We start from the raw sequence: 21,144 nt of genomic DNA, 5'->3' as shown, positions 1-21,144 counted from the left end.
GCTTCACCGCTCAGGCTTTCTCGGATTGCCCGTCCGTGGCTTGAGCATCCCAGACGTGCATGAGTCGATCGATGGCGCCTTCGATCACCCCAAGTGCAATGCCGTCCCGGGCCATCGTCGAGATACCGAGCAGGAAGCTTTCAAAGACAGCGGCCATCTCTATCACCTCGGTTTCGGGTGGCAACCCGCCCTCGAAAACAGCGCGTTCGATGCACGCGCGCAATCCTGCCCGGTTGCGCGCACGGGCCACATCCAGAGGCTCTCGAACGCCGGCGCTGGCCGGTGCGCAAGCGCCCATCGTTCCCAGAGCGACCATGCAACCTTTTGGATGATCGTCCGCGCACTGCATCCGTGCAGACGATTTCAAGGCCGTCACAATCGCGTCTCTGGGCGTGAGATGGCGGTCGAACACTGGGTCCATGACTCGCCCATGCGTATCCAGATACCTCGCGACGACCTCGTTGAACAGCCCTTCTTTGGAGCCGAACGCGGCGTAAAAACTTGGCGCGGTGATACCGCCGCCAATGCCTGCCTTCAGTTGGCTGAGCGACGTGGAATCGTAACCATGCTCCCAGAACAGCAGCATCGCCTCATCAATTGCACGGGCTCGGTCGAATGTCCGTGGGCGCCCCATCTGAGCCATCGTTGGCCTCCTAGAGTTCATGACTTAAATACTGCTCGATACAGAAGTTGTTGACCCCGTTCGAGAAGCCCGATTAGATTAATACCAATCGATACATAAATCACGGGGTTCTGAAACTATGCACGATGATCGAAAGAGACTACCGGTGGGCGCTTTGCTGGCGCTGGCGATGACCGGCTTCATCTGCATCATGACTGAGACCTTGCCAGCAGGACTGTTACCGGCGATCAGCAGTGGCCTGGACATCTCACCCTCTCTTGCCGGGCAGATGGTGACCGCGTACGCGCTGGGCTCAGTGATCGCAGCAATTCCTCTCACGTTGGCCACGCAAGGCTGGCGTCGCCGCCGGGTGCTGCTCAGCACCGTATTCGGCTTCCTGTTGTTCAACTCGATTACGGCGTTGTCGACGAATTTTCCCCTGACCTTGGTGGCAAGGTTTTTTGCGGGCGCCGCCGCCGGATTGGCCTGGAGTCTGCTCGCAGGTTATGCGCGCAGGATGGTAGCCCCCGTCGATCAGGGCCGCGCGCTCGCCATGGCGATGGTCGGCACGCCCATCGCACTGTCACTGGGTGTGCCGCTGGGGACCTGGATGGGCAATCTGCTGAGCTGGCGCTGGTCCTTCGCCGTCATGTCGTTGATGACGGTCGGGCTGATCGTGTGGATCCTCGTCAAAGTGCCGGACTACCCCGGCCAGATCGCCAGCAAGCGCGAACCGATTCTGGCCGTGCTGCGCAAACCCGGCATTCGTCCGGTGCTCGCGGTCGTCCTCACATGGATGCTTGCGCACAACATTCTCTACACCTACATCGCACCATTCGCGGCCCGGTTCGGACTTGAAGAGAGCGTCGATTTGATTCTGCTGGTCTTCGGCGCTGCGTCGCTAATGGGTATCTGGATCACCGGCCGCCTGGTCGATCACCACCTGCGCCGCGCCGTGTTGATCAGCCTGGGCAGCTTTGCCCTGATTTCCCTGCTGCTGGCGCTGTTCCAGTTTTCAGCCGCTGGTCTGTACGCCGCCGTGTTCATCTGGGGGTTGTCATTCGGTGGCGCCGCGACCCTGTTACAGACCGCCCTGGCGGATGCTGCAGGCGATTCAGCCGATGCCGCGCTGTCGATGAACGTCGTGGTCTGGAACTGCGCCATCGCAGGCGCCGGAGTTCTCGGCGGACTTCTGCTCGACAGCCTCGGAGTCACCTCATTTCCATGGGCGTTACTGGGACTTTTGCTGATCGCATTCCTCACCGCCTCGACTGCTCGCCGAAAGGGGTTCCCGGCAGGAAGTCGTCAGAGCTCGACGAGTGTCATTGCCCACTGATGACGCAACCGAATCCCGGCTTTGTTCAAGCCCGAACCACTCGCACATTTGATTCAGGAGCATTTCATGAACATTGCATTCATCGGCGTCGGCAGCATGGCCCGCGCCATCATCCCCAACCTGATTCGCGCAGGCTTCCACGTCAGCGCCTGGAACCGTAGCCGCCAAGCGGTCGCCGATCTTGATCAAGTTCGCGTTCTGGACGATGTCAGCCAGGCCTTCGAGCAGGAGATCGTGATCACCCTGCTCAGCCACGACGCCGCCGTACGGGAAACCCTCATCGCGACCAAAGCCTGGCAAGCCGCCAAACCCGGCACCGTGCATATCCTCATGTCCACGCTGTCGCCGACGCTTGTGGATGAACTCGAAGCGCTTCATCGTGAGGCCGGTATTGGCTTCGTCGCGGCGCCGGTCTTCGGCATTCCTGCCGTCGCCGCCCAGGGTCAGCTGAATATCCTCGCCGCCGGTGCTCCCGATGCATTGGAGCGCGTCCGTCCCGTGTTCGAGGTGATGGGCAAAAAGACCTGGCGCCTCGGCGATAAACCCAGCCAAGCCAGCATCGCCAAACTGGCCGGCAACCTGATGATCACTCAGGCGATCCAGTCACTGGCCGAAGGTGCCGCATTGGTAAAAAGCCACGGCCTCGCCCCCGGCGCCTTTTTCGAAATCGTCACCCAAACCCTGTTTGCCTGCCCCAGCTACCAACGCTACGGCGCGAAAATCGCCCAGGCAGAATTCGAACCGGGTTTCACGCTGACACTGGGTTTGAAGGACGTGAACCTGGCGCTGGATGCTGCCCAGGAAAAGGGTTGTCACTTACCGGCTGCGCAGGAGGTGAAGAAGACCATGGAGCAGGCTATCGCGGAGGGATGGGGGGAGAAGGACTGGTCGGCGATGGCGGTGGGGATTGGGTCGACGGGGCGGTAGCCGGAGCAACACGACAGGGGTCGTGGCGTTGGGAAGTGTGGCGGTGAATGACTGGGGACACCGCCGATGACGCTGCCCCATGAAAAGCCTTCATCCGATCTCGTGCTTACTTGAGCATTCGGTCCGAACTGGTGGCTTCGTGCGCCATTTGTAGATCTGCACCCTTGAGCCATTGGCGATAGTGATCCTTTAGCTCTCCTTCCCAGCTTGCGACCTCCTGAAGCAGATCCTCGGCGTGCTCACGCTCAAGCGCGAAGTGCCTGTGATGGCTGAGTAAGTTGGAGCGGCTCACTTGGAAGCCCTCACTTCCAACCGCCATGGCTAACGTCTTCGCTGGACCTTCCTCCAGAACCGGCAGCACGTCATACATGGGTGAAAGCCGCCACTGGCCCTGGATCAAAATGACTGCATGGTTACGCGGGTGATCATCGCTATTACCAGCCAGCGCGTTGTAGCACATGCGCCTGAACAACTCATGCAGGTCCGCATCGGGAACACCGCGTCGGCGCATCTCATCGGCCATGCCCGCGTACAGCCAGTCACGATGGTACGGCTCGTTCCAGTCAGCATTCAACAACGTTAATCCGCTGAGCATCGGGATACGTTTCGCACCGTCGGCAATCGGAGTCCGGTCAAAACGGTCGATCAGCAGGGTAGTCGGGGACTCGGCGTGAAGGGCCGTCTTCGCGACGTTCAATCCCTTCGATGCTGCGAACGTCATGCACGCATACTCGATTGATGGAAAGTCGTAGTTATCGAACCGGTCTCGTGGCTTGGCCAGGATCAACATACCGTTGTCCTGCAGGGTTCGCTTAGGCCGCGCACCTCCGAGTGCCGACCGCTGCTGACGAATGTTGAGCGTGACGATCGCTTCGTCTTCAAGCTGACCGTCGTAAACGGCTTCACAGGCTTCAACAAACTTTGCCAATCCCCGTAACGTCGGAACTGATTCCCCACCCAAGCCCCCCGCCGGTACTGCCGCGAGCCCAGCCATCAAGTTCCCGATCCGATCGCTGTTTGGCGACTTGAGCAAAAAGTCGAGTGGACCTAGGTCTCTTCCATAGGCGCGATGGAGCAGCCTCTCGCCCCAACCGTCGGGCATAGCGTCATTGATGAAGCCGGGAATGCCACGGTTCTTCGTAATTCCGGTGTGCGGCTCAGCGCGTAATGGATAGTTGATGGGATCAGGTACCCACCCCCCACGCTTCACCAATTCGGGCGCATAGAGAAACTCACCGACGCTCCCTTTCAAGGACAACCGTCCGAGGGTCAGAAGCTCCCCGGTTTCGGGATGCTCCATGTAAACGTAAGCACGCGACATCAAAAATCCTCGGGCTTGGGTTTAGGCAGACGCACGCGCTTCGTAGCAATGTTGTGGTGTGTTTCACCTTCGTTGGTAAAGCGGGTGATTTCGGACGTCTTTTCCATTCCGTCCAGGGAAGCGAAAACCGTTTCCGTGATTCCCAACCTCCACAGCACTAGCATGAACGATCGAAGATCCACTCGCTCAGACCCAGTCTCAATCTTACGTAGCGTGTGCTCTGACACACCCAGCGTGACCTTGAGATCAGATTGGCGCACGCCTAACGCAAGGCGCCTGGCTTTGACGAGAAGCCCGATTTTGCTGAGCTTATCAGCGCAAGCAACAGGAAAAAACTGCCTCATAAAACTCACCAATTTGAGTATTAAATAACTTAAGGCTCACAATACCATCTATTAAACTGCCTAAATATAAAATTAAAACGCATTTTCATGAGCTTTAAGATATATAAAGTCAACAATAATGAACATTAATCTCCGGCCTCATGCCTTCCGAACGCAAAAAATGAGCAATGATTCCCGCTATACGGCGCCAACAGCGCTGGGCGATCGGCCCCTCCCCGAATGATCATCGGCGAGCGTGAGCGACATCTATCAAAGGTACTCGTCGTACTGAGTCGCAAAAATGCGAGGATTGAGCGGATCGACGGGCGAGAAAAATCTACAGGGGGGCTTGGACAATGCTGAAGGATGTTCGCAGCAAACGGTTCCCCTTTCGGGCGCCAACAGTTTGCAGCGTGTGCGCTATGAGCAGGGGAAAGCGGCTGTCGCCGAATTAAAACAGACGCCAGCGGAAATACCCTCTGAACGGAGGGTGTAAGCCCCTCGATACCATGTCGACTTCAAACGACCGAACATGGCATCAATGGAGCTATGAGATGACGCCTGCACTGCGCATCATGCGCCGACGCCTTAATGACTGAGAAAATCTCCAATCAAAACGTTACGACGACTCTTTACTCCCACTCAATCGTCGCAGGCGGCTTGCTCGACACGTCGTAGGTCACGCGGGAGATGCCTTCGATTTCGTTGATGATGCGGCCGCTGACGGTTTCCAGCAGTTCGTAAGGCAGGTGCGCCCAACGTGCGGTCATGAAGTCGATGGTTTCCACGGCGCGCAGGGCGACGACCCAGGCGTAGCGACGGCCATCGCCGACCACGCCCACGGATTTCACCGGCTGGAAAACGACGAATGCCTGGCTGACTTTGTGGTACCAGTCGGCCTTGCGCAGTTCTTCGATGAAGATGTGGTCGGCGCGACGCAGGAGGTCAGCGTATTCCTTTTTCACTTCACCGAGGATGCGTACGCCCAAGCCTGGGCCCGGGAACGGGTGACGGTAGACCATGTCGTACGGCAGGCCCAGTTCCAGACCGAGACGACGGACTTCGTCCTTGAACAGTTCGCGCAGTGGCTCGACCAGTTTCAGGTTCATCTCTTCCGGCAGGCCGCCCACGTTGTGGTGCGACTTGATGACGTGTGCCTTGCCGCTCTTGGCGCCAGCGGACTCGATCACGTCAGGGTAGATGGTGCCCTGAGCCAGGTATTTGATGTTGTGTAACTTGTTGGACTCGGCATCGAACACGTCGATGAAGGTACGGCCAATGATCTTGCGCTTTTTCTCCGGGTCGCTTTCGCCAGCCAGGTTGTTGAGGAACTGGTCCTCGGCGTTGGCGCGGATCACCTTGACGCCCATGTTCTCAGCGAACATGGCCATCACTTGCTCGCCTTCGTGCAGGCGCAGCAGTCCGTTGTCAACGAACACGCAGGTCAGTTGATCACCGATAGCCTTGTGCAGCAGGGCCGCGACCACCGAGGAATCGACACCGCCGGACAGGCCCAGCAGCACGTTGTCGGTACCGACTTGGGCACGAACTTGTGCAATGGCGTCTTCCGCGATCTTCGACGGGGTCCACAGGGCTTCACAGCCGCAGATGTCGAGGATAAAACGCGACAGGATGCGGCCGCCCTGTTTGGTGTGGGTCACTTCCGGGTGGAACTGCACGCCGTAGTAGCCACGGGTGTCATCCGCCATACCGGCAATCGGGCAGCTCGGGGTGCTGGCCAGAATGTGGAATTCGGACGGCAGCTTGGTGACCTTGTCACCGTGGCTCATCCATACGTCGAGACCCAGCAGGCCGTCAGCGTCGACGTGGTCTTCGATGCCGTCGAGCAGACGGCTCTTGCCGACCACGTCGACACGGGCGTAACCGAATTCACGCAGTTCGGAACCTTCGACCTTGCCGCCGAGCTGCTCGGCCATGGTCTGCATGCCGTAACAGATGCCGAACACCGGAACGCCCAGGTCGAACACGGCTTGCGGGCAGCGCGGGCTGTTGGCTTCGTGCACGGACTCGGGGCCACCGGCGAGGATGACGCCTTTCGGTGCGAATTCGCGAATCGCTTCGTCGTCCATGTCGAACGGGTGCAGTTCGCAATACACGCCGATCTCACGTACGCGACGGGCGATCAGCTGGGTGTACTGGGAACCGAAGTCCAGGATCAGGATGCGGTGGGCGTGAATGTCGAGGGCCATTGGGAGACTCTTCTAGAGCAGCTTCGAGCCTCAAGCTTCAAGCTGCAAGTGGCGCAGCTGCAAGCTTCAGGTCCAAGCCGCAAGATGTAGGGAGACTGCAAGCCGTATGTGGTGCCTGGCCTTGAAAGCGCTGGCACTACGATCAGCTTGCAGCTTGTAGCTTATAACTTGCCGCTGGGAGGCTAGCCGACCCGATAGTTCGGCGCTTCCTTGGTGATCTGCACGTCGTGGACGTGAGACTCGGCCATGCCCGCGCCGGTGATGCGAACGAATTCGGGCTTGGTGCGCATTTCCTGAATGTCGGCGCTGCCGGTGTAACCCATGGAAGAACGCAAGCCACCCATTAGTTGATGGATGATCGCGGACAGCGAACCTTTATAGGCGACGCGGCCTTCGATGCCTTCCGGCACCAGTTTCTCGGCGCCTTCGGAGGAGTCCTGGAAGTAACGGTCCGAAGAACCTTGTGCCTGGGACATGGCGCCCAACGACCCCATGCCGCGATACGCCTTGTATGAACGGCCCTGGAACAGTTCGATTTCACCCGGTGCTTCTTCAGTACCGGCGAACATCGAACCCATCATCACGCTGTAGGCACCGGCCACGATGGCTTTGGACAAGTCACCGGAGAAACGGATGCCGCCGTCGGCGATCAGGGGAACGTCAGTGCCTTCAAGGGCAGCAGCCACGTTGGCAACCGCGCTGATTTGCGGAACGCCCACGCCTGCGACAATACGGGTGGTGCAGATGGAGCCAGGGCCGATACCGACCTTGACGCCGTCAGCGCCAGCTTCGACCAATGCACGAGCGGCAGCGCCGGTGGCGATGTTGCCGCCGATGACCTGCACGTCAGGGAAGTTCTGCTTGACCCAGCGAACGCGGTCGATCACGCCTTTGGAGTGACCGTGAGCGGTGTCGACGACGATGACGTCAACGCCTGCTGCGACCAGCGCGGTGACGCGCTCGCCGGTGTCCTTGCCGGTACCGACCGCAGCGCCGACGCGCAGACGACCTTGATCGTCCTTGCTGGCCAGCGGATAGGCTTTGGATTTCTCGATGTCCTTGACGGTCATCATGCCCTTGAGCGCGAACTTGTCGTCGACGATCAGGACTTTTTCCAGACGGTGCTTGTGCAGCAGCTCGCGGACTTCGTACTTGTCGGCGCCTTCGTGCACGGTGACCAGACGCTCTTTAGGCGTCATCACTTCGCGGACAGGCACATCCAGACGGTTTTCGAAGCGCACGTCACGGGATGTCACGATGCCGACGAGCTCGCCGTCGTGCAGGACTGGAACGCCGGAGATGTTGTGCTGACGAGTCAGTTCGAACAGGTCACGAACGGTGGCATCTGCCTCGATGGTGATCGGGTCCTTGACCACACCCGCTTCGAACTTCTTGACCTTGCGCACTTCGGCAGCCTGCTGCTCGACGGTCATGTTCTTGTGGATGATGCCGATGCCGCCTTCCTGAGCCATGGCGATTGCCAAACGGGCTTCAGTGACGGTGTCCATAGCGGCGGAAACGAGGGGGATGTTCAGTTCGATGCCACGGGTCAATCGGGTTTTCAGACTGACTTCGTTGGGAAGCACCTCGGAATAACCGGGCACAAGGAGAATGTCGTCGAATGTAAGGGCTTCTTGGCTGATACGCAGCATCGCTGGGCTCCCGAGCGGGAAAATGGAAGCGCGCCATTATACCCAGACACCTGCCCTTGCTCAATGTAAAGATCAGCCTATTTGATAATCAGCGTGATCGTCCTGCTCTATCACACGTTTCTGATGTTATAGCCGGACTTTGACGAAAGACACCGGACGATCCAGACGTTCGGCGAACTCTTCCAGGAAGCTGGTCTTGAACCCTGCGTCCAGCCAGTTGTTGAAGATGAACCCGAGATTGGAAAAGCCGCACGGGTCGAGAAACAGGAAGCCATTGATGTCGTCTTCGTGGCGGCATTCCGGGCACATGAAGTTGTCGGTGTGGCCCGGCATCCACTCTTCCAGGCTGTCGAACAATGCCTCGCCGATTTCGCGCCGACACTCGGGGCATCCGGCTTCCTCTTTAAAGCCGACCTGAGGGGTATAAATGCAGCGTTTGAGCACGATCTCCAGGCCGTTGATTGCCTGGCCATAAGGCAGCGCATCGGGGTTTTCGACGAAGCGCCGCGCACCGGGCGCGATGGCGTAGGCCATGCGGTTGAAACTGCGCCCACAGGTGGTCAGCGATTCCTCGACCACGCCAAGCTTCACCAGCCAACGCAGGATCGCCCGCGCCTTGGCTTCATGGGCCGGGAAGCTGGAGATTTGCGGGACGATGATGCTTTGGGTGTTCATGACGGGCCTGTCTGAAGCGTGATCGGGGGGCGGCAGCTTAATACCACCGCCGACGACGTCAAGTATGGCTTTCAGCCCGCAAGGTAGCGACCGATCAACGTGATGCCGCTGATCAGCACCATCCACGTCACCAGCCGCACGAACATTTCCCGCGACAGACGCATGACCAGCCGCCGGCCGATCCAGGAGCCGACGATCATCGCAGGCAACAGGCAAACGGCCAGCACCAGCAGCGAAATCTGCGTGTACACCCCGGTGATCACAAACAGGCTCAGGCGCACGATGGTGCTGCAACTGATCAGCGCGTTTTGCGTGGCGCGGGCCTGGAATTTGTCGGTCAGGCGGCCATTGAGATAGATCGCGTATAAAAAGCCGCCACTCCCAAACAGGGCCCCGAACAGACCACCCATCGTGCCCATCGGAATCGACCACGCGGCAGATAGCTGCGTTGGCCTGACTTTCACCGCAAGGCTGTAGATCGAATAACCGATCAGAAACAGTCCCATCATTAATAGAAGGACGTCGGATTTCAGGTTGAGCAGAAAGAGAACGCCCAACGTACAGCCGACCGCCATGCACGGCACCATGCGAAACAGCTCGGAACGTACCACCGATTGCCGCGAGGGCAGCAAATGGCTGAACGCGGCGAGGAAATCCAGCATCACCAAGAGGGGGATGATCCGCGAGAGCGGCATGAAATGGATGAGGACGGGGCCGGCGACCAGGGCCGTGCCGAAACCGGCGATGGCGAAGACCAGATAGGCGGCAATCACTCCACCTTCGATGAACAACCAGTCGGTTGGGGTGAGCCCCAGTGAATCGACGACGCCCGACAATTCGGCGAGGGTGGTGAGCATTGCGTCCTCCGTGGATAAGCGGCGGCGCACAGCATATCCTGAGACTGCCGCTTCACCGGAAGAAAAAACGCCCCCTGGGCGAGCGAATTCATTCGCGATTGGCCATTCGCCCGGCACATCTGTTTCGGTCATGCCGACGTCTCGCGAATAAATTCGCTCCCACAGAGGGCGGCGTACAGGTCTATTAATGTGGTGACCCACGCCCCAATGCCTTTATCATGCCCGCCATGATCAAAGACCCCTTCGCAAGACTCGGCCTTGACCGGGAAGTCCTCACTGTCAGCCAGCTCAACGGCCGTGCGCGCGTGCTGCTGGAAGATGTGTTCTCGAACATCTGGGTCGAGGGGGAGATTTCCAACCTGTCGCGCCCGGCATCGGGTCACGTCTATTTCACCCTGAAAGACAGTGGCGCCCAGGTCCGTTGCGCGCTGTTTCGCAGCAACGCCGCCCGGGTTCGTCAGGCGTTGAAAGACGGTTTGGCCGTCAAAGTGCGTGGCAAGGTCTCGCTCTTCGAAGGTCGCGGCGACTATCAGTTGATCCTCGACACGGTCGAGCCTGCTGGCGATGGCGCCCTGCGTCTGGCCTTCGATGCGCTGAAAGAAAAGCTCAATGCTGAAGGCCTCTTCAGCGCCGAGCGTAAGGTCGCCCTGCCCTTGCACCCGCAGCGCATCGGCATCGTCAGTTCGCCGACGGGCGCGGTGATTCGCGACATCATCAGCGTGTTCCGCCGTCGCGCCCCGCAAGTTGAACTGACACTGATCCCCACCGCAGTGCAAGGCCGCGAAGCGATCAACCAGATCGTCCGCGCTTTGAAACTCGCGGACTCCCGAGGCTTCGATGCGCTGATCCTGGCCCGAGGCGGTGGCTCGCTGGAGGACCTGTGGTGCTTCAACGAAGAAGCCGTCGCCCGCGCCATCGATGCCTGCGTGACGCCCATCGTCAGCGCCGTTGGCCATGAGACCGATGTGTCGATCAGTGACTTCGTAGCCGACGTTCGCGCCCCCACGCCATCCGCGGCCGCCGAGCTGCTGGCTCCAGATTCCAGCGACCTGCACCGCCGGGTCGACAACCTGCAGCGTCGGCTCGTCACGCGGATGCGCGATCGGCTGATGCGCGAACAACTGCGTCTGGACGGCATTTCCCGCCGGTTGCGTCATCCGGGCGAGCGCTTGCGTCAACGTGCCCAACGGCTGGACGATCTGGACATGCGCCTGCGTCGCGCCTTTGAACAGCACATGCACAAACGCCACGTGCGCATGAGCCATCTTGAAAGCCGATTGGCGGCCCAACACCCCGGCCGCACCCTCGCGTTTCTGCGTCAACGCCTGGACGTGCTGGCCGAGCGCTTGCCTCGGGCAATCAGGGAAAACCTCAAGACCCGCCGTTTGCAGCTGCAAAATCAGGTGCAGACGCTGAACGTGGTCAGCCCCCTCGCCACCCTCGGACGCGGTTACAGCATTTTGCTCGACGAGCGCGGTAGGGCGATTCGTGCTGCTGAACAGACCCACACCGGCCAACGCCTCACCGCGAAGCTGGCCGAGGGCGAACTGCAAGTCCGTGTTGAGGACAATCACCTGACGCCTGTCACCCTTTCTCTTCTGGATTGATCGATGCTGCCTTTTATCTCCCGCTCTCTGGCAGGCGCCGCGTTTGCCTTGTGTCTCGCCCTTCCGGCCCACGCTGACAGCTACCTCTCGCGGCTGCTGAACAAGCCGGTGCCAGGCGGCGTTGCCGTGGTTGACCTCGGCGCTGCGGCTCAGGCGCCCAAGGCCACGTGGCAAGGCAAACCGGTGCTGGTGGTCAAGGATTCCGATGCGCGCTGGCAGGCCATCGTCGGCATTCCGCTGACCGTCAAACCGGGCACGTCGCAACAGGTGAGCAGCGGTGGTCGCACGCTGGCCTTCACCGTCGGCAGCAAGAAATACCCGGAACAGCACATCACCCTGAAGAATCAGCGGCAGGTCAATCCGAACCCGGATGATCTGAAACGCATCGAGCAGGAGCTGGACGTGCAGGTCCGCGCCTATCGCACGTTTAGCCCGGTGACGCCGAGCAATCTGCTGCTGGATAAGCCTGTCGATGGCCCGCTGTCGAGCAAGTTCGGCGTGCGTCGCTTCTTCAACGGTGAAGAACGCAACCCTCACGCAGGCCTGGATTTCGCGGTACCTGCGGGCACCCCGATCAAATCGCCTGCGGCGGGTAAGGTCATTCTGATCGGCGATTACTTCTTCAACGGCAACACAGTGTTCGTCGATCACGGCCAGGGCTTCATCAGCATGTTCTGCCACATGTCGAAGATCGACGTGAAAGTCGGCGACGCCGTACCCCGTGGCGGCGTGGTGGGTCGCGTTGGCTCGACCGGGCGTGCCACCGGGCCGCATATGCACTGGAACGTGAGCCTGAACGATGCACGGGTCGATCCGGCGATTTTCATTAACGCGTTTCAGCCCTGAGCGGTGACGCCTGAATCTGAAGCAGAGCGGCTTGCCAGCGGTGGCGATATCATGGACGCTGCCGCCGGCTAGCCAGACGGCTACAGGATCGCGTTGCGCAGACCAAAATGACTGAGCAATTAAATCGCTTAAACACTTCATAAGTCGCTACAAAATCTTCCCAATCCGACTTTTTCGAGTTCCCCTCCCAATTTTTCCCAACTGCTTGCCAGCTTTCACCTCATTGGTTACGGTTGGACACATGAAAACCTCTCAAACCCTCATTCTGTTGCGTCAACATCGCTGCCTCAGCCTCGTCAGTGCACGACTGCCAGGCTGAAATCGCGGTGCCTCGACCCTTCATCTGCGTTTCTCGTTAATCGGCTGGCCGCCTTCTTTCGGCCTTGAGTCCACAAAGGATTATTCTCATGACCATGCTCAAAGATCCCTCGAAGAAGTACCGCGCGTTTCCTGTCATCGACCTGCCCGATCGCACCTGGCCTTCCAAGACCATTACCGAAGTGCCGATCTGGTGCAGCTCTGACTTGCGCGACGGTAACCAATCGCTGATCGAGCCAATGGATTCGGTCAAAAAGCTGCGCTTCTGGAAAACCCTCGTTCAAGTGGGCGTGAAAGAAATCGAAGCTTCGTTCCCGGCGGCTTCGCAAACCGACTTCGACTTCGTGCGCACCCTGATCGAAGACGGCCACATCCCGGACGACACCACCATTCAGGTGCTGACACAGGGCCGTGAAGACCTGATCGCTCGCACTTTTGAATCCCTGCGCGGCGCGAAGAAAGCCATCGTCCACCTGTACAACGCGACCTCGCCGTCCTTCCGCCGCATCGTGTTCAATCAGGACAAGGACGGCATCAAGGCCATCGCGGTCAACGCTGCCAAGCTGTTCGTCAAATACGCTGCTCAGCAGCCGGAAACCCAGTGGCAGTTCGAATACTCGCCGGAAACCTTCAGCGCCACCGAACTGGATTTCGCCAAGGAAGTCTGTGACGCCGTGATCGAAGTGTGGAACGCCACGCCGCAGAACAAGGTGATCCTCAACCTGCCGGCCACTGTCGAAGTCGCCACGCCGAATATCTACGCCGACCAGATCGAGTGGTTCTGCCGCAACATCACCCGCCGCGACAGCGTGATCATCAGCCTGCACACCCACAACGACCGTGGCACTGGCGTGGCCGCTACCGAACTGGGCCTGATGGCGGGCGCTGATCGTGTCGAAGGCTGCCTGTTCGGCAACGGCGAGCGCACCGGTAACGTCGATCTGGTGACCGTTGCCCTCAACATGTACACCCAGGGTCTGAACCCGCAACTGGACTTCTCCGACATCGACGGCGTTCGTAAAGTCGTCGAAGAGTGCAACCAGATCCCGGTTCACCCTCGTCACCCGTACGTCGGCGACCTCGTGCACACCGCGTTCTCCGGTTCGCACCAGGACGCGATTCGCAAGGGCTTCACCCAGCAGAAAGAAGACGCACTGTGGGAAGTTCCGTACCTGCCGATCGACCCGGCGGACATTGGCCGCAGCTACGAAGCGGTCATTCGGGTGAACAGCCAGTCCGGCAAAGGCGGCATTACTTACCTGCTGGAACAGGAATACGGCATCTCGCTGCCACGTCGCATGCAGATCGAGTTCAGCCAGGTGGTTCAGGGCGAGACCGACCGTCTTGGCCTGGAGATGACCGCGCAGCAGATCTACTCGCTGTTCAAAACTGAATACCTGCAAGCCAACAAGCCCTACGCGCTGGTCAGCCATCGTCTCCAGGAAGAAAACGGTCACAGCGCCGTTGAAGTCGAAGTCACGGGCAAAGGTGACGGCGAAAGCAACCTGCACTGGAAGGGCCGCGGTAACGGCGCGCTGGAGGCACTGGTGGCCGGTCTGCCCGTCAAAGCCGAGATTATGGACTACAACGAACACGCCATCGGCGCGGGCACCACGGCCAAGGCCGCTGCCTACATCGAACTGCGCGTGAACGGCGAACGTGCGGTCCACGGCGTGGGTATCGATGAAAACATCACCACCGCCAGCTTCAAGGCCCTGTTCAGCGCACTGAACAGGGCACTGATTCAGGCTGAGGTCGCGGCACAGGCTGCTTGATGCCCGAGGATCGGTGATGACAGACCTGTAGGCGCGAATTCATTCGCGATGCGAGGGCGCCAGACGATGCATCTGTGTCGCCCGTTACATCTTTCGCGAATAAATTCGCTCCGACACATGATGTGTTTTAAACCATAAAAAGGCCCTGAAGCTCACGCTCCAGGGCCTTTTTTATGTGTGCCGTGTGGGTCAGGCCTTGGTGCTGACGGAGCCTTTCATCAATTCCAGCAATGACGCCTGAAGAGCGGTGAGTTGCGCCATGGTTCCAGCGATCTGCTGCTGGATAGCCATGACTTGCGCGGCTTTCTCCTGCTCGGGAGCCTTGCTGTTCAACGCGGCGGCGAGCTGTTGCTGCTGTTGCTCAAGCACCTTTTGCGTCTCTTTGATCTGATCTTGAAGTTGCTTGATCATCTGCTCGCGTGGCGACTGGGGCGCCTCCGCTTCTCCCGCTTTCTTACCGGGCTCGGTGTACGCCGTGCCGCGCAGGTTCACGCTGGCAGTCACCACATCGCTCTTGGTGGCCTGATCGTTTTTGAGCGCGACCGTAAAAGGATTGGCGTAAGGACTCAACGTGCTTGTATTGATCGTCGTCATGATGAACTCCTGTTCTGTGCACTTTGTATCGGCCAAGGTACAAAGAACTGAAGCCGATTCTTTACGTACACGAAAACGCCCCATGACCTTCGTCACGGAGCGCTTTTACGGGGGAAATGTCAGGCGGTGGTGTTGATGCTGCCAGACTTTTGCAACTGAGCCAGCGCGGCCTGCTGGGTCGCCAGCGTAGAAGTGGTCGTGGAAATCTGGCCCTGGATCGCCATGGCGCGCTGAGCTTTCTCTTCATCAGAGCCGCTGCTGGCGTTGGCTGCTGCCAATTGCTGCTCTTGCTGCTGCAACTGCTTTTGGGTTTCCTTGATCTGCTCTTCAAGCTTCTCGATGGCCTGCTCGCTCTCGCTGGAAGAACTGGAGCTGCCGCCCGCTGCCCCTGCGCCACCCGCAGCCCCGGCTCCGCCTGCCTGCGCGGTGGTAGAGCCCGCCGCAGCGGTAGTGGTGGAGGCGTCGCTGTCAGTCGAGGTCGTCGAGGTGTCTTTCTTGACGGCAACCGAGAAACTGCTGGTGTAGGAAGCGAGTGAAGAAGTGCTGATGGTGGTCATACCGATCTCCTGTTTGGGTACAACGCTATCGACCGCCACCCCCTCCAACTCTATGACGTTAGTGTATCTCGAATGTATCGGCGTCGAGATATGCCGGGAATTTCTGGCGATAGGCATCCAGGCTTTCAGCGGACAGGCTGACATGAAAAACCCCGTCAGCCCCACCAATATTCAGCAGGCTTTCACCCTGAAAATCCAGCACCTGACTGTCGCCGGTGTAGGCGAAGCCTTTGCCGTCGATGCCCACACGGTTCACCGCCGCGACGTAACACAGGTTCTCGATGGCCCGAGCCGGCAACAGGCGATTCCAGTGCTGACGCCGGGCCCCCGGCCAGTTGGCGGTGTACAGCAGCAGATCGGTGTCTTGAGCACCCCGGCTCCACACTGGAAACCGGAGGTCGTAGCAGATCAGCGGTCGAATTCGCCAGCCCTTGAGCTCGAACTGCACCTGACGCTCGCCTGCGCTGTAGTGCTCGTGCTCGCCTGCCATGCGAAACAGATGGCGTTTGTCGTAGTGCAACAGCTCGCCGTCCGGAAGGGCCCACAGCAAGCGGTTGCGATGGCTGCCGTCTTCCGCCCGAATGATGACGCTGCCGGTCACGACCGCGTTGAGGCGCTTGGCCTGATCGAGCAACCAGCGCGACGTGATGCCGTTTACAGGCTCAGCCAATGCTTCGGACTCCATCGAAAATCCGGTGGTGAACATTTCCGGCAGGATCACCAGATCAGCACCTTGGGCTTGTGACAGCAGCTCCTCGAAGTGCGCGTGGTTGGCCTGAGAGTCGTGCCAGACGAGGGTGGTCTGCACCAACGCCAGATTGAGGTTTGGCAATGAACTCAAATCGCGCATAGTTTTTCCGCTGCCAGACGCAACGTCTCCTCTCGCTTGGGAAAGCACAGGCGAATCAGGCGCTGGCCTTCGGGCGGATTCTGATAGAACACGGACGGGGGAATACTCGCCACTCCATGCTCGCGGGTCATCCACAGCGACATGTCCACGTCGTTCAGATCAGGACGAATCTGTGAGTAATCGACCAGTTGGAAATACGTCCCGGCGGCGCGGGTGAAAGTAAAACGCGAGCCTTCGAGGCGGTCGCAGAAATAATCGCGTTTAGCCTGATAGAACGCTGGCAGCTCCTCGACGTGCTCTGGACAGGCGGCCATGAAATCGGCCAACGCCCACTGCAACGGGGTCACGCCGCAGAAGCCGACGAACTGGTGAACCTTGCGCATCTCGGCGGTCAGCGCGGGCGGCGCTACCAGATAGCCGGTTTTCCAGCCGGTGACGTGGTACGTCTTGCCGAATGAACTCACGACGAATGCACGCGCATACAGTTCATCATGGGCCAGCACGCTGGCGTGTTTCACGCCGTCGAACACCAAGTGCTCGTACACCTCGTCGCTGACCAGGTAAATGTCACGGTCACGAATGAGCGCCGCCAACTGGTCGAGTTCGGCGCGGCTGATCAACGCACCGCTCGGGTTGTGCGGGGTGTTGATGATGATCATGCGGGTCTTCGGGCTCAACGCGGCGGTAAGCTGTTCCCAATCGATGGAGAAGTCACCCGCCTTGAGTTGCACATGCACGCAACGGCCACCGGCCAGTTCCACGGAAGGCTCGTAGCTGTCGTAACTGGGGTCGAACACGATGACTTCGTCGCCCGCCCGAACCACGGTCTGAATGGCGCAAAAGATGGCATGGGTCGCGCCGGGGGTGATGGTTACCTCGGTGTCGACGTTGACGTCACGGCCGTATGCACGCGCGATCTTGGCAGCCACTTGCTGACGTAGCGCGGGCAGGCCCGCCATCGGAGCGTATTGGTTGAAGCCGTCCATGGTGCGGCGACAAAGGGCTTCGCGCAGTGCGTCAGGCCCGTCGAAATCGGGAAAACCCTGGGAAAGATTGATCGCCCCGGTATCGGCTGCAAGCTGGGACATCACGGTAAAAATGGTGGTGCCAACGTTCGGCAATTTGCTGGTGATCATCGGGTTTTCCTGCTCCACACCCGGCTCCAGAACGGCACGGGGACCCGCAGAATAGCCCATCCTCGACGCATAAAAAAAGGCGCCATTGGCGCCTTTTCGAAGAAAGTCCGTTACCGAATCAACGCTTGTCCTTGCGCTTCTTCTCGGCTTTCTTGTGGTGCGACATCAAGCGACGCTTCTTGTTGACCTGACGATCGGTCAGCGTGTTCTTGTTGCCTTCGTACGGGTTGTCCCCACCTTTGAACTCGATACGGATCGGCGTACCGACCAGCTTGAGCACGCGGCGGTAGGTGTTTTCCAGATAGCGTACGTACGACTTGGGTACGCGCTCGACCTGGTTACCGTGGATCACGATGATCGGCGGGTTCGCGCCACCCAAGTGAGCATAACGCAGCTTGATCCGACGGCTGTTGACCATCGGCGGCTGGTGCTCGGTGACCGCGTCTTCGAGGATCTGGGTCAGGCGGCTGGTCGGCCAGCGCGTGACCGCCGACTTGAACGAGTTCTGCACCGATTGGTACAGGTTGCCAACGCCCGTGCCGTGCAGCGCGGAGATGAAGTGGATGTCCGCGAAGTCGACGAAGAACAACCGGCGCTCCAGTTCGGTCTTCACGTAGTCGCGCTCGCTCGGCACCATGCCATCCCACTTGTTCAGGGCGATGACCAGTGCGCGACCGGCTTCCAGCGCGAAGCCCAGCAGGTTCAGGTCGTGATCGACCACGCCTTCGCGAGCGTCCATGACGAAGATCACCACGTTGGCGTCTTTGATCGCCTGCAGGGTTTTCACCACCGAGAACTTTTCGACTTCTTCGTGGATCTTGCCGCGCTTGCGCACACCGGCGGTGTCGATCAGCGTGTACTTCTCGTCGTTGCGTTCGAACGGGATGTAGATACTGTCCCGGGTGGTGCCGGGCTGATCGTAAACGATGACGCGGTCTTCGCCGAGCATGCGGTTGACCAGCGTCGACTTGCCAACGTTCGGACGACCGATGATCGCGATCTTGATGCCGTCCTTCTCGCTAGGGCCAGGAATACGCTTGGCTTCCTCGCCTTCAGCGACGTCTTCCTCTTCGCCCTCTTCCACTTCATCAGCGTCTTTCGGGAATTCGCGCAGGGCGATGTCCAGCATCTGCGTGATGCCGCGACCGTGGGCGCCAGCGATCGGGATCGCGTCGCCCATGCCCAGTGGCGCGAACTCGGCACGTGCCATGTCAGGGTCGATGTTGTCGACCTTGTTGGCGATCACGTACGAGGTCTTGTTGCGCTTGCGCAAGTGCTCGCCAATCATTTGGTCGGCAGCGGTGAAGCCGGCCTTGGCGTCCACCAGGAACAGCACGACATCGGCTTCTTCGATGGCCAGCAGCGACTGCTCGGCCATCTTTTCGTCCATGCCGTGTTCATCACCGGAAATACCGCCGGTGTCGATCACAATGTAGGTGCGCCCTTGCCACTTGGCCTCGCCGTACTGGCGATCGCGGGTCAGACCGGACAAGTCGCCGACGATGGCGTCGCGACTACGGGTCAGGCGGTTGAACAAGGTGGACTTGCCGACGTTCGGTCGACCCACCAGGGCGATTACGGGAACCATGCGGCTCTCCACTTCGTTATTTCAGAAAATACAAAAGCCGCTGCAAGGCAGCGGCCGGAGTTCGGAGCGGCATTCAACACGCCGCAAGCCCCGTCAACGCGGGGCCGCCAGAGGAAAGCCGCCGAGCGGCCTCCTCTAGCATAGACAGCCACTACTTGATCGTCAGGGCTTCCAGCTTGCCGCTGTTGCCAAAGACGTAAATAGTGTTGCCGGAGACCAGCGGACGTGCACGCAGGCCGTCGCTGTCGATCTTTTCACGCCCGACAAAGTGACCGTCGACCTGGCTGAGCAGATGCAGATAACCCTCGAAGTCACCAACGGCCACGTAGCTGGAGAACACTTCCGGAGAGCCCAGTTGACGACGGGCCAGCGAGTCGTTGCTCCACAGCGCCGTGGAAGAACGCTCATCGACGCCTTCAACGGTGCCGTTGGCCAGCGAAACGTAGACGCTGCCGAAGCCTTGTGCCACGCCCGAATAGCTCGACGCATCACGCTGCCACAGCACGCGGCCGCTTTGCAGCTCCAGACCGGCTACACGACCCTGGTAGGTCGCCACGTACAAGGTGCTGCCGGACAACAGCAGGCCGCCGTCGATATCGACCACGCGATCCAGCTCCGAGCGACCTTGAGGAATCGCAACGCGCTGCTCCCAGACCGGTACACCGTTGGTGGTGTCGAGGGCCACGACCTTGCCGGTCGAGAGGCCAGCGACTGCCAACTGACTGGTCACGATCGGGGCGCCGGTGCCACGCAGGGTCAACACCGCAGGACTGCTTTCGTAAATCCAGCGCTGGTTACCTGTGGCGGCATCGTAACCGATAACCTTGTCGTCCTGAGTCTGAGCGACAACCACATCACCGTTGGTGGCCGGAGCGGACAGCACTTCGCTGGTCGCCTTGGCTTTCCACTTCTGCTCGCCGGTGGATTCGTCGAGGACGATCACTTCGCCACGCAGAGTACCGACCATGACCAGACCGGAACCTACGCCGACCGCGCCGGAAACAGGTTGCTCCAGCTCTTTCTTCCAGACCACGTCGCCATTGCTGCGGTTGATCGCCATGATCAGACCTTTAGCGTCGGCAGCGTAGATGTTGTCGCCATCGATGGCTGGAACGAGCATGTTGTAGATGTCGCCCTGGCCGTCACCGACCGAGCGGCTCCACAACTTCTGCAGGATCACTTCTTCCTTGAAGCTGGTGAGCTCGGCCGGAGGCAATTCCTTTTTGCTGTTGCTGCTGCAACCCGCGGCCAGAACGGCCAGAGCCAGCAATGCTGCATGTTTCCAACGAATCACGTCACGCATCCCCTTTCGCCAGATCGTCGAGCTTCATTTGCAGGCCACCCACTGCCGATTGCTCGGACAGCGCAGCCTTGGCTTTCTTGTATGCAGCGTACGCGTCATCGGTACGACCCAACTGAACCAGCAGGTCGCCACGCAGCTCTTCACGGCTGGCTTCGAAAGACTTGTCGACCTGACCGTCGAGCAGCTTCAACGCATCTTCCGCCTTGTTCTGGGCCGCAAGCACGCGAGCCAGACGTTGACGGGCGATTTCGCCCAAGGTCGGGTTGACCGGTTTGTCGTTGACGGCTTTCAGTTCACTGACCGCATCGTCCAGCTTCCCAGTGTCGACCGCCACCTTGGCCACGAACAGGCTGCCGTACTGAGCGTAGGCCGTGCCACCGAAATCGCTTTTCAGCTTGCCAGCGATGGCCGCCACTTGACCGGCATCCGCCTGGCCACTTGGCGTCAGGGCCGTTTCCAGCAATTGCTGGTACAACGCCGAAGCACCTTGTGCCTGGTTGTTCTGATAGCGATGCCAGGCCTGCCAGCCCAACACCACGATCACCGCGAGCAGACCGCCGGTGACCAAAGGCTTGCCGTTACGCTGCCACCAGTCCTTTACCGCCGCCAGCTGTTCATCATCGGTACTCGACACGCCACTACTCCTA

At 59.7% G+C, this 21,144-nt stretch carries 19 protein-coding genes; 5 read left to right on the top strand and 14 right to left on the bottom strand.

Features of this window, described 5'->3' with window-relative positions; translation table 11 throughout:
- Positions 1-10 precede the first annotated feature (10 nt).
- Entirely contained in the window at positions 11-643 is a 633-nt protein-coding gene (locus ACIQAL_RS00875; protein ID WP_401141435.1) for a TetR/AcrR family transcriptional regulator, read from the bottom strand.
- Between the two features lie 118 nt (positions 644-761).
- Between ACIQAL_RS00875 and ACIQAL_RS00870 the strand changes: the two genes are divergently transcribed.
- Complete coding sequence (locus tag ACIQAL_RS00870) at positions 762-1,958, top strand: MFS transporter (protein ID WP_401141432.1); 1,197 nt, start codon at positions 762-764, stop codon at positions 1,956-1,958.
- 66 nt (positions 1,959-2,024) lie between these two features.
- The gene (locus ACIQAL_RS00865) at positions 2,025-2,885 is read left to right on the top strand and encodes an NAD(P)-dependent oxidoreductase (protein WP_401141430.1); all 861 of its coding nucleotides are present in this window, start codon (positions 2,025-2,027) and stop codon (positions 2,883-2,885) included.
- Positions 2,886-2,991: 106 nt separating this feature from the next.
- On the opposite strand, the gene ACIQAL_RS00860 is transcribed toward ACIQAL_RS00865, so the two are convergent.
- The 6 genes from ACIQAL_RS00860 to ACIQAL_RS00835 all read right to left on the bottom strand — a co-directional run bounded on the left by ACIQAL_RS00860 (position 2,992) and on the right by ACIQAL_RS00835 (position 9,923).
- Entirely contained in the window at positions 2,992-4,206 is a 1,215-nt protein-coding gene (locus ACIQAL_RS00860) for a type II toxin-antitoxin system HipA family toxin (RefSeq protein WP_401141428.1), read from the bottom strand.
- Positions 4,206-4,550 (bottom strand): transcriptional regulator, encoded by a 345-nt coding sequence (locus ACIQAL_RS00855; protein ID WP_401141426.1) that lies wholly within the window; start codon positions 4,548-4,550, stop codon positions 4,206-4,208. The genes ACIQAL_RS00860 and ACIQAL_RS00855 overlap by 1 nt, the downstream gene beginning before the upstream one ends.
- Positions 4,551-5,161: 611 nt before the next feature.
- Complete coding sequence (gene guaA / locus ACIQAL_RS00850; RefSeq protein ID WP_341959682.1) at positions 5,162-6,739, bottom strand: glutamine-hydrolyzing GMP synthase; 1,578 nt, start codon at positions 6,737-6,739, stop codon at positions 5,162-5,164.
- A gap of 182 nt (positions 6,740-6,921) precedes the next feature.
- Entirely contained in the window at positions 6,922-8,391 is a 1,470-nt protein-coding gene (guaB, locus tag ACIQAL_RS00845; protein WP_166593639.1) for an IMP dehydrogenase, read from the bottom strand.
- A 126-nt stretch (positions 8,392-8,517) separates the two neighbouring features.
- Positions 8,518-9,066: a sugar ABC transporter ATPase gene (locus ACIQAL_RS00840; protein ID WP_401141423.1), complete on the bottom strand. Its 549-nt coding sequence runs from the start codon at positions 9,064-9,066 to the stop codon at positions 8,518-8,520.
- 71 nt (positions 9,067-9,137) lie between these two features.
- Entirely contained in the window at positions 9,138-9,923 is a 786-nt protein-coding gene (locus tag ACIQAL_RS00835) for a sulfite exporter TauE/SafE family protein (RefSeq protein WP_401141420.1), read from the bottom strand.
- Between the two features lie 227 nt (positions 9,924-10,150).
- Here ACIQAL_RS00835 and xseA point away from each other — a divergent pair, with 227 nt between their 5' ends.
- The 3 genes from xseA to leuA all read left to right on the top strand — a co-directional run bounded on the left by xseA (position 10,151) and on the right by leuA (position 14,469).
- A complete protein-coding gene (gene xseA / locus ACIQAL_RS00830; RefSeq protein ID WP_401142364.1) occupies positions 10,151-11,530 on the top strand; it encodes an exodeoxyribonuclease VII large subunit in 1,380 nt (459 codons plus the stop codon).
- 3 nt (positions 11,531-11,533) lie between these two features.
- Complete coding sequence (locus ACIQAL_RS00825) at positions 11,534-12,376, top strand: peptidoglycan DD-metalloendopeptidase family protein (RefSeq protein WP_401141418.1); 843 nt, start codon at positions 11,534-11,536, stop codon at positions 12,374-12,376.
- Positions 12,377-12,783: 407 nt separating this feature from the next.
- Positions 12,784-14,469, top strand: coding sequence for a 2-isopropylmalate synthase (leuA, locus tag ACIQAL_RS00820; RefSeq protein WP_166593643.1), 1,686 nt, complete (start codon positions 12,784-12,786; stop codon positions 14,467-14,469).
- 189 nt (positions 14,470-14,658) lie between these two features.
- On the opposite strand, the gene ACIQAL_RS00815 is transcribed toward leuA, so the two are convergent.
- The 7 genes from ACIQAL_RS00815 to ACIQAL_RS00785 form a co-directional block, all read right to left on the bottom strand.
- On the bottom strand, positions 14,659-15,063 hold the full coding sequence (locus tag ACIQAL_RS00815) for a hypothetical protein (RefSeq protein ID WP_166593644.1): 405 nt from the start codon (positions 15,061-15,063) through the stop codon (positions 14,659-14,661).
- A gap of 119 nt (positions 15,064-15,182) precedes the next feature.
- Complete coding sequence (locus tag ACIQAL_RS00810) at positions 15,183-15,620, bottom strand: hypothetical protein (protein ID WP_401141414.1); 438 nt, start codon at positions 15,618-15,620, stop codon at positions 15,183-15,185.
- 58 nt (positions 15,621-15,678) lie between these two features.
- On the bottom strand, positions 15,679-16,470 hold the full coding sequence (locus ACIQAL_RS00805; RefSeq protein ID WP_401141412.1) for an amidohydrolase: 792 nt from the start codon (positions 16,468-16,470) through the stop codon (positions 15,679-15,681).
- Positions 16,458-17,606: a pyridoxal phosphate-dependent aminotransferase gene (locus ACIQAL_RS00800; RefSeq protein ID WP_401141411.1), complete on the bottom strand. Its 1,149-nt coding sequence runs from the start codon at positions 17,604-17,606 to the stop codon at positions 16,458-16,460. Before ACIQAL_RS00800 ends, ACIQAL_RS00805 begins: the two co-directional genes overlap by 13 nt.
- A gap of 118 nt (positions 17,607-17,724) precedes the next feature.
- Positions 17,725-19,194 (bottom strand): ribosome biogenesis GTPase Der, encoded by a 1,470-nt coding sequence (der, locus tag ACIQAL_RS00795; protein WP_166593648.1) that lies wholly within the window; start codon positions 19,192-19,194, stop codon positions 17,725-17,727.
- A gap of 151 nt (positions 19,195-19,345) precedes the next feature.
- Entirely contained in the window at positions 19,346-20,497 is a 1,152-nt protein-coding gene (gene bamB, locus ACIQAL_RS00790; protein ID WP_166593649.1) for an outer membrane protein assembly factor BamB, read from the bottom strand.
- Positions 20,490-21,131, bottom strand: a complete 642-nt coding sequence (locus ACIQAL_RS00785) for a YfgM family protein (protein WP_166593650.1) — start codon at positions 21,129-21,131, stop codon at positions 20,490-20,492. Before ACIQAL_RS00785 ends, bamB begins: the two co-directional genes overlap by 8 nt.
- Between the last annotated feature and the right edge of the window lie 13 nt (positions 21,132-21,144).

It is taken from the genome of Pseudomonas sp. NPDC088368, from assembly GCF_044753445.1.
In the GTDB taxonomy this organism is placed as follows: Bacteria; Pseudomonadota; Gammaproteobacteria; order Pseudomonadales; family Pseudomonadaceae; genus Aquipseudomonas; species Aquipseudomonas bambusae.
The sequence above is the reverse complement of the archived record's forward strand: the minus strand, read 5'-3'. Positions and strand labels throughout refer to the sequence as shown.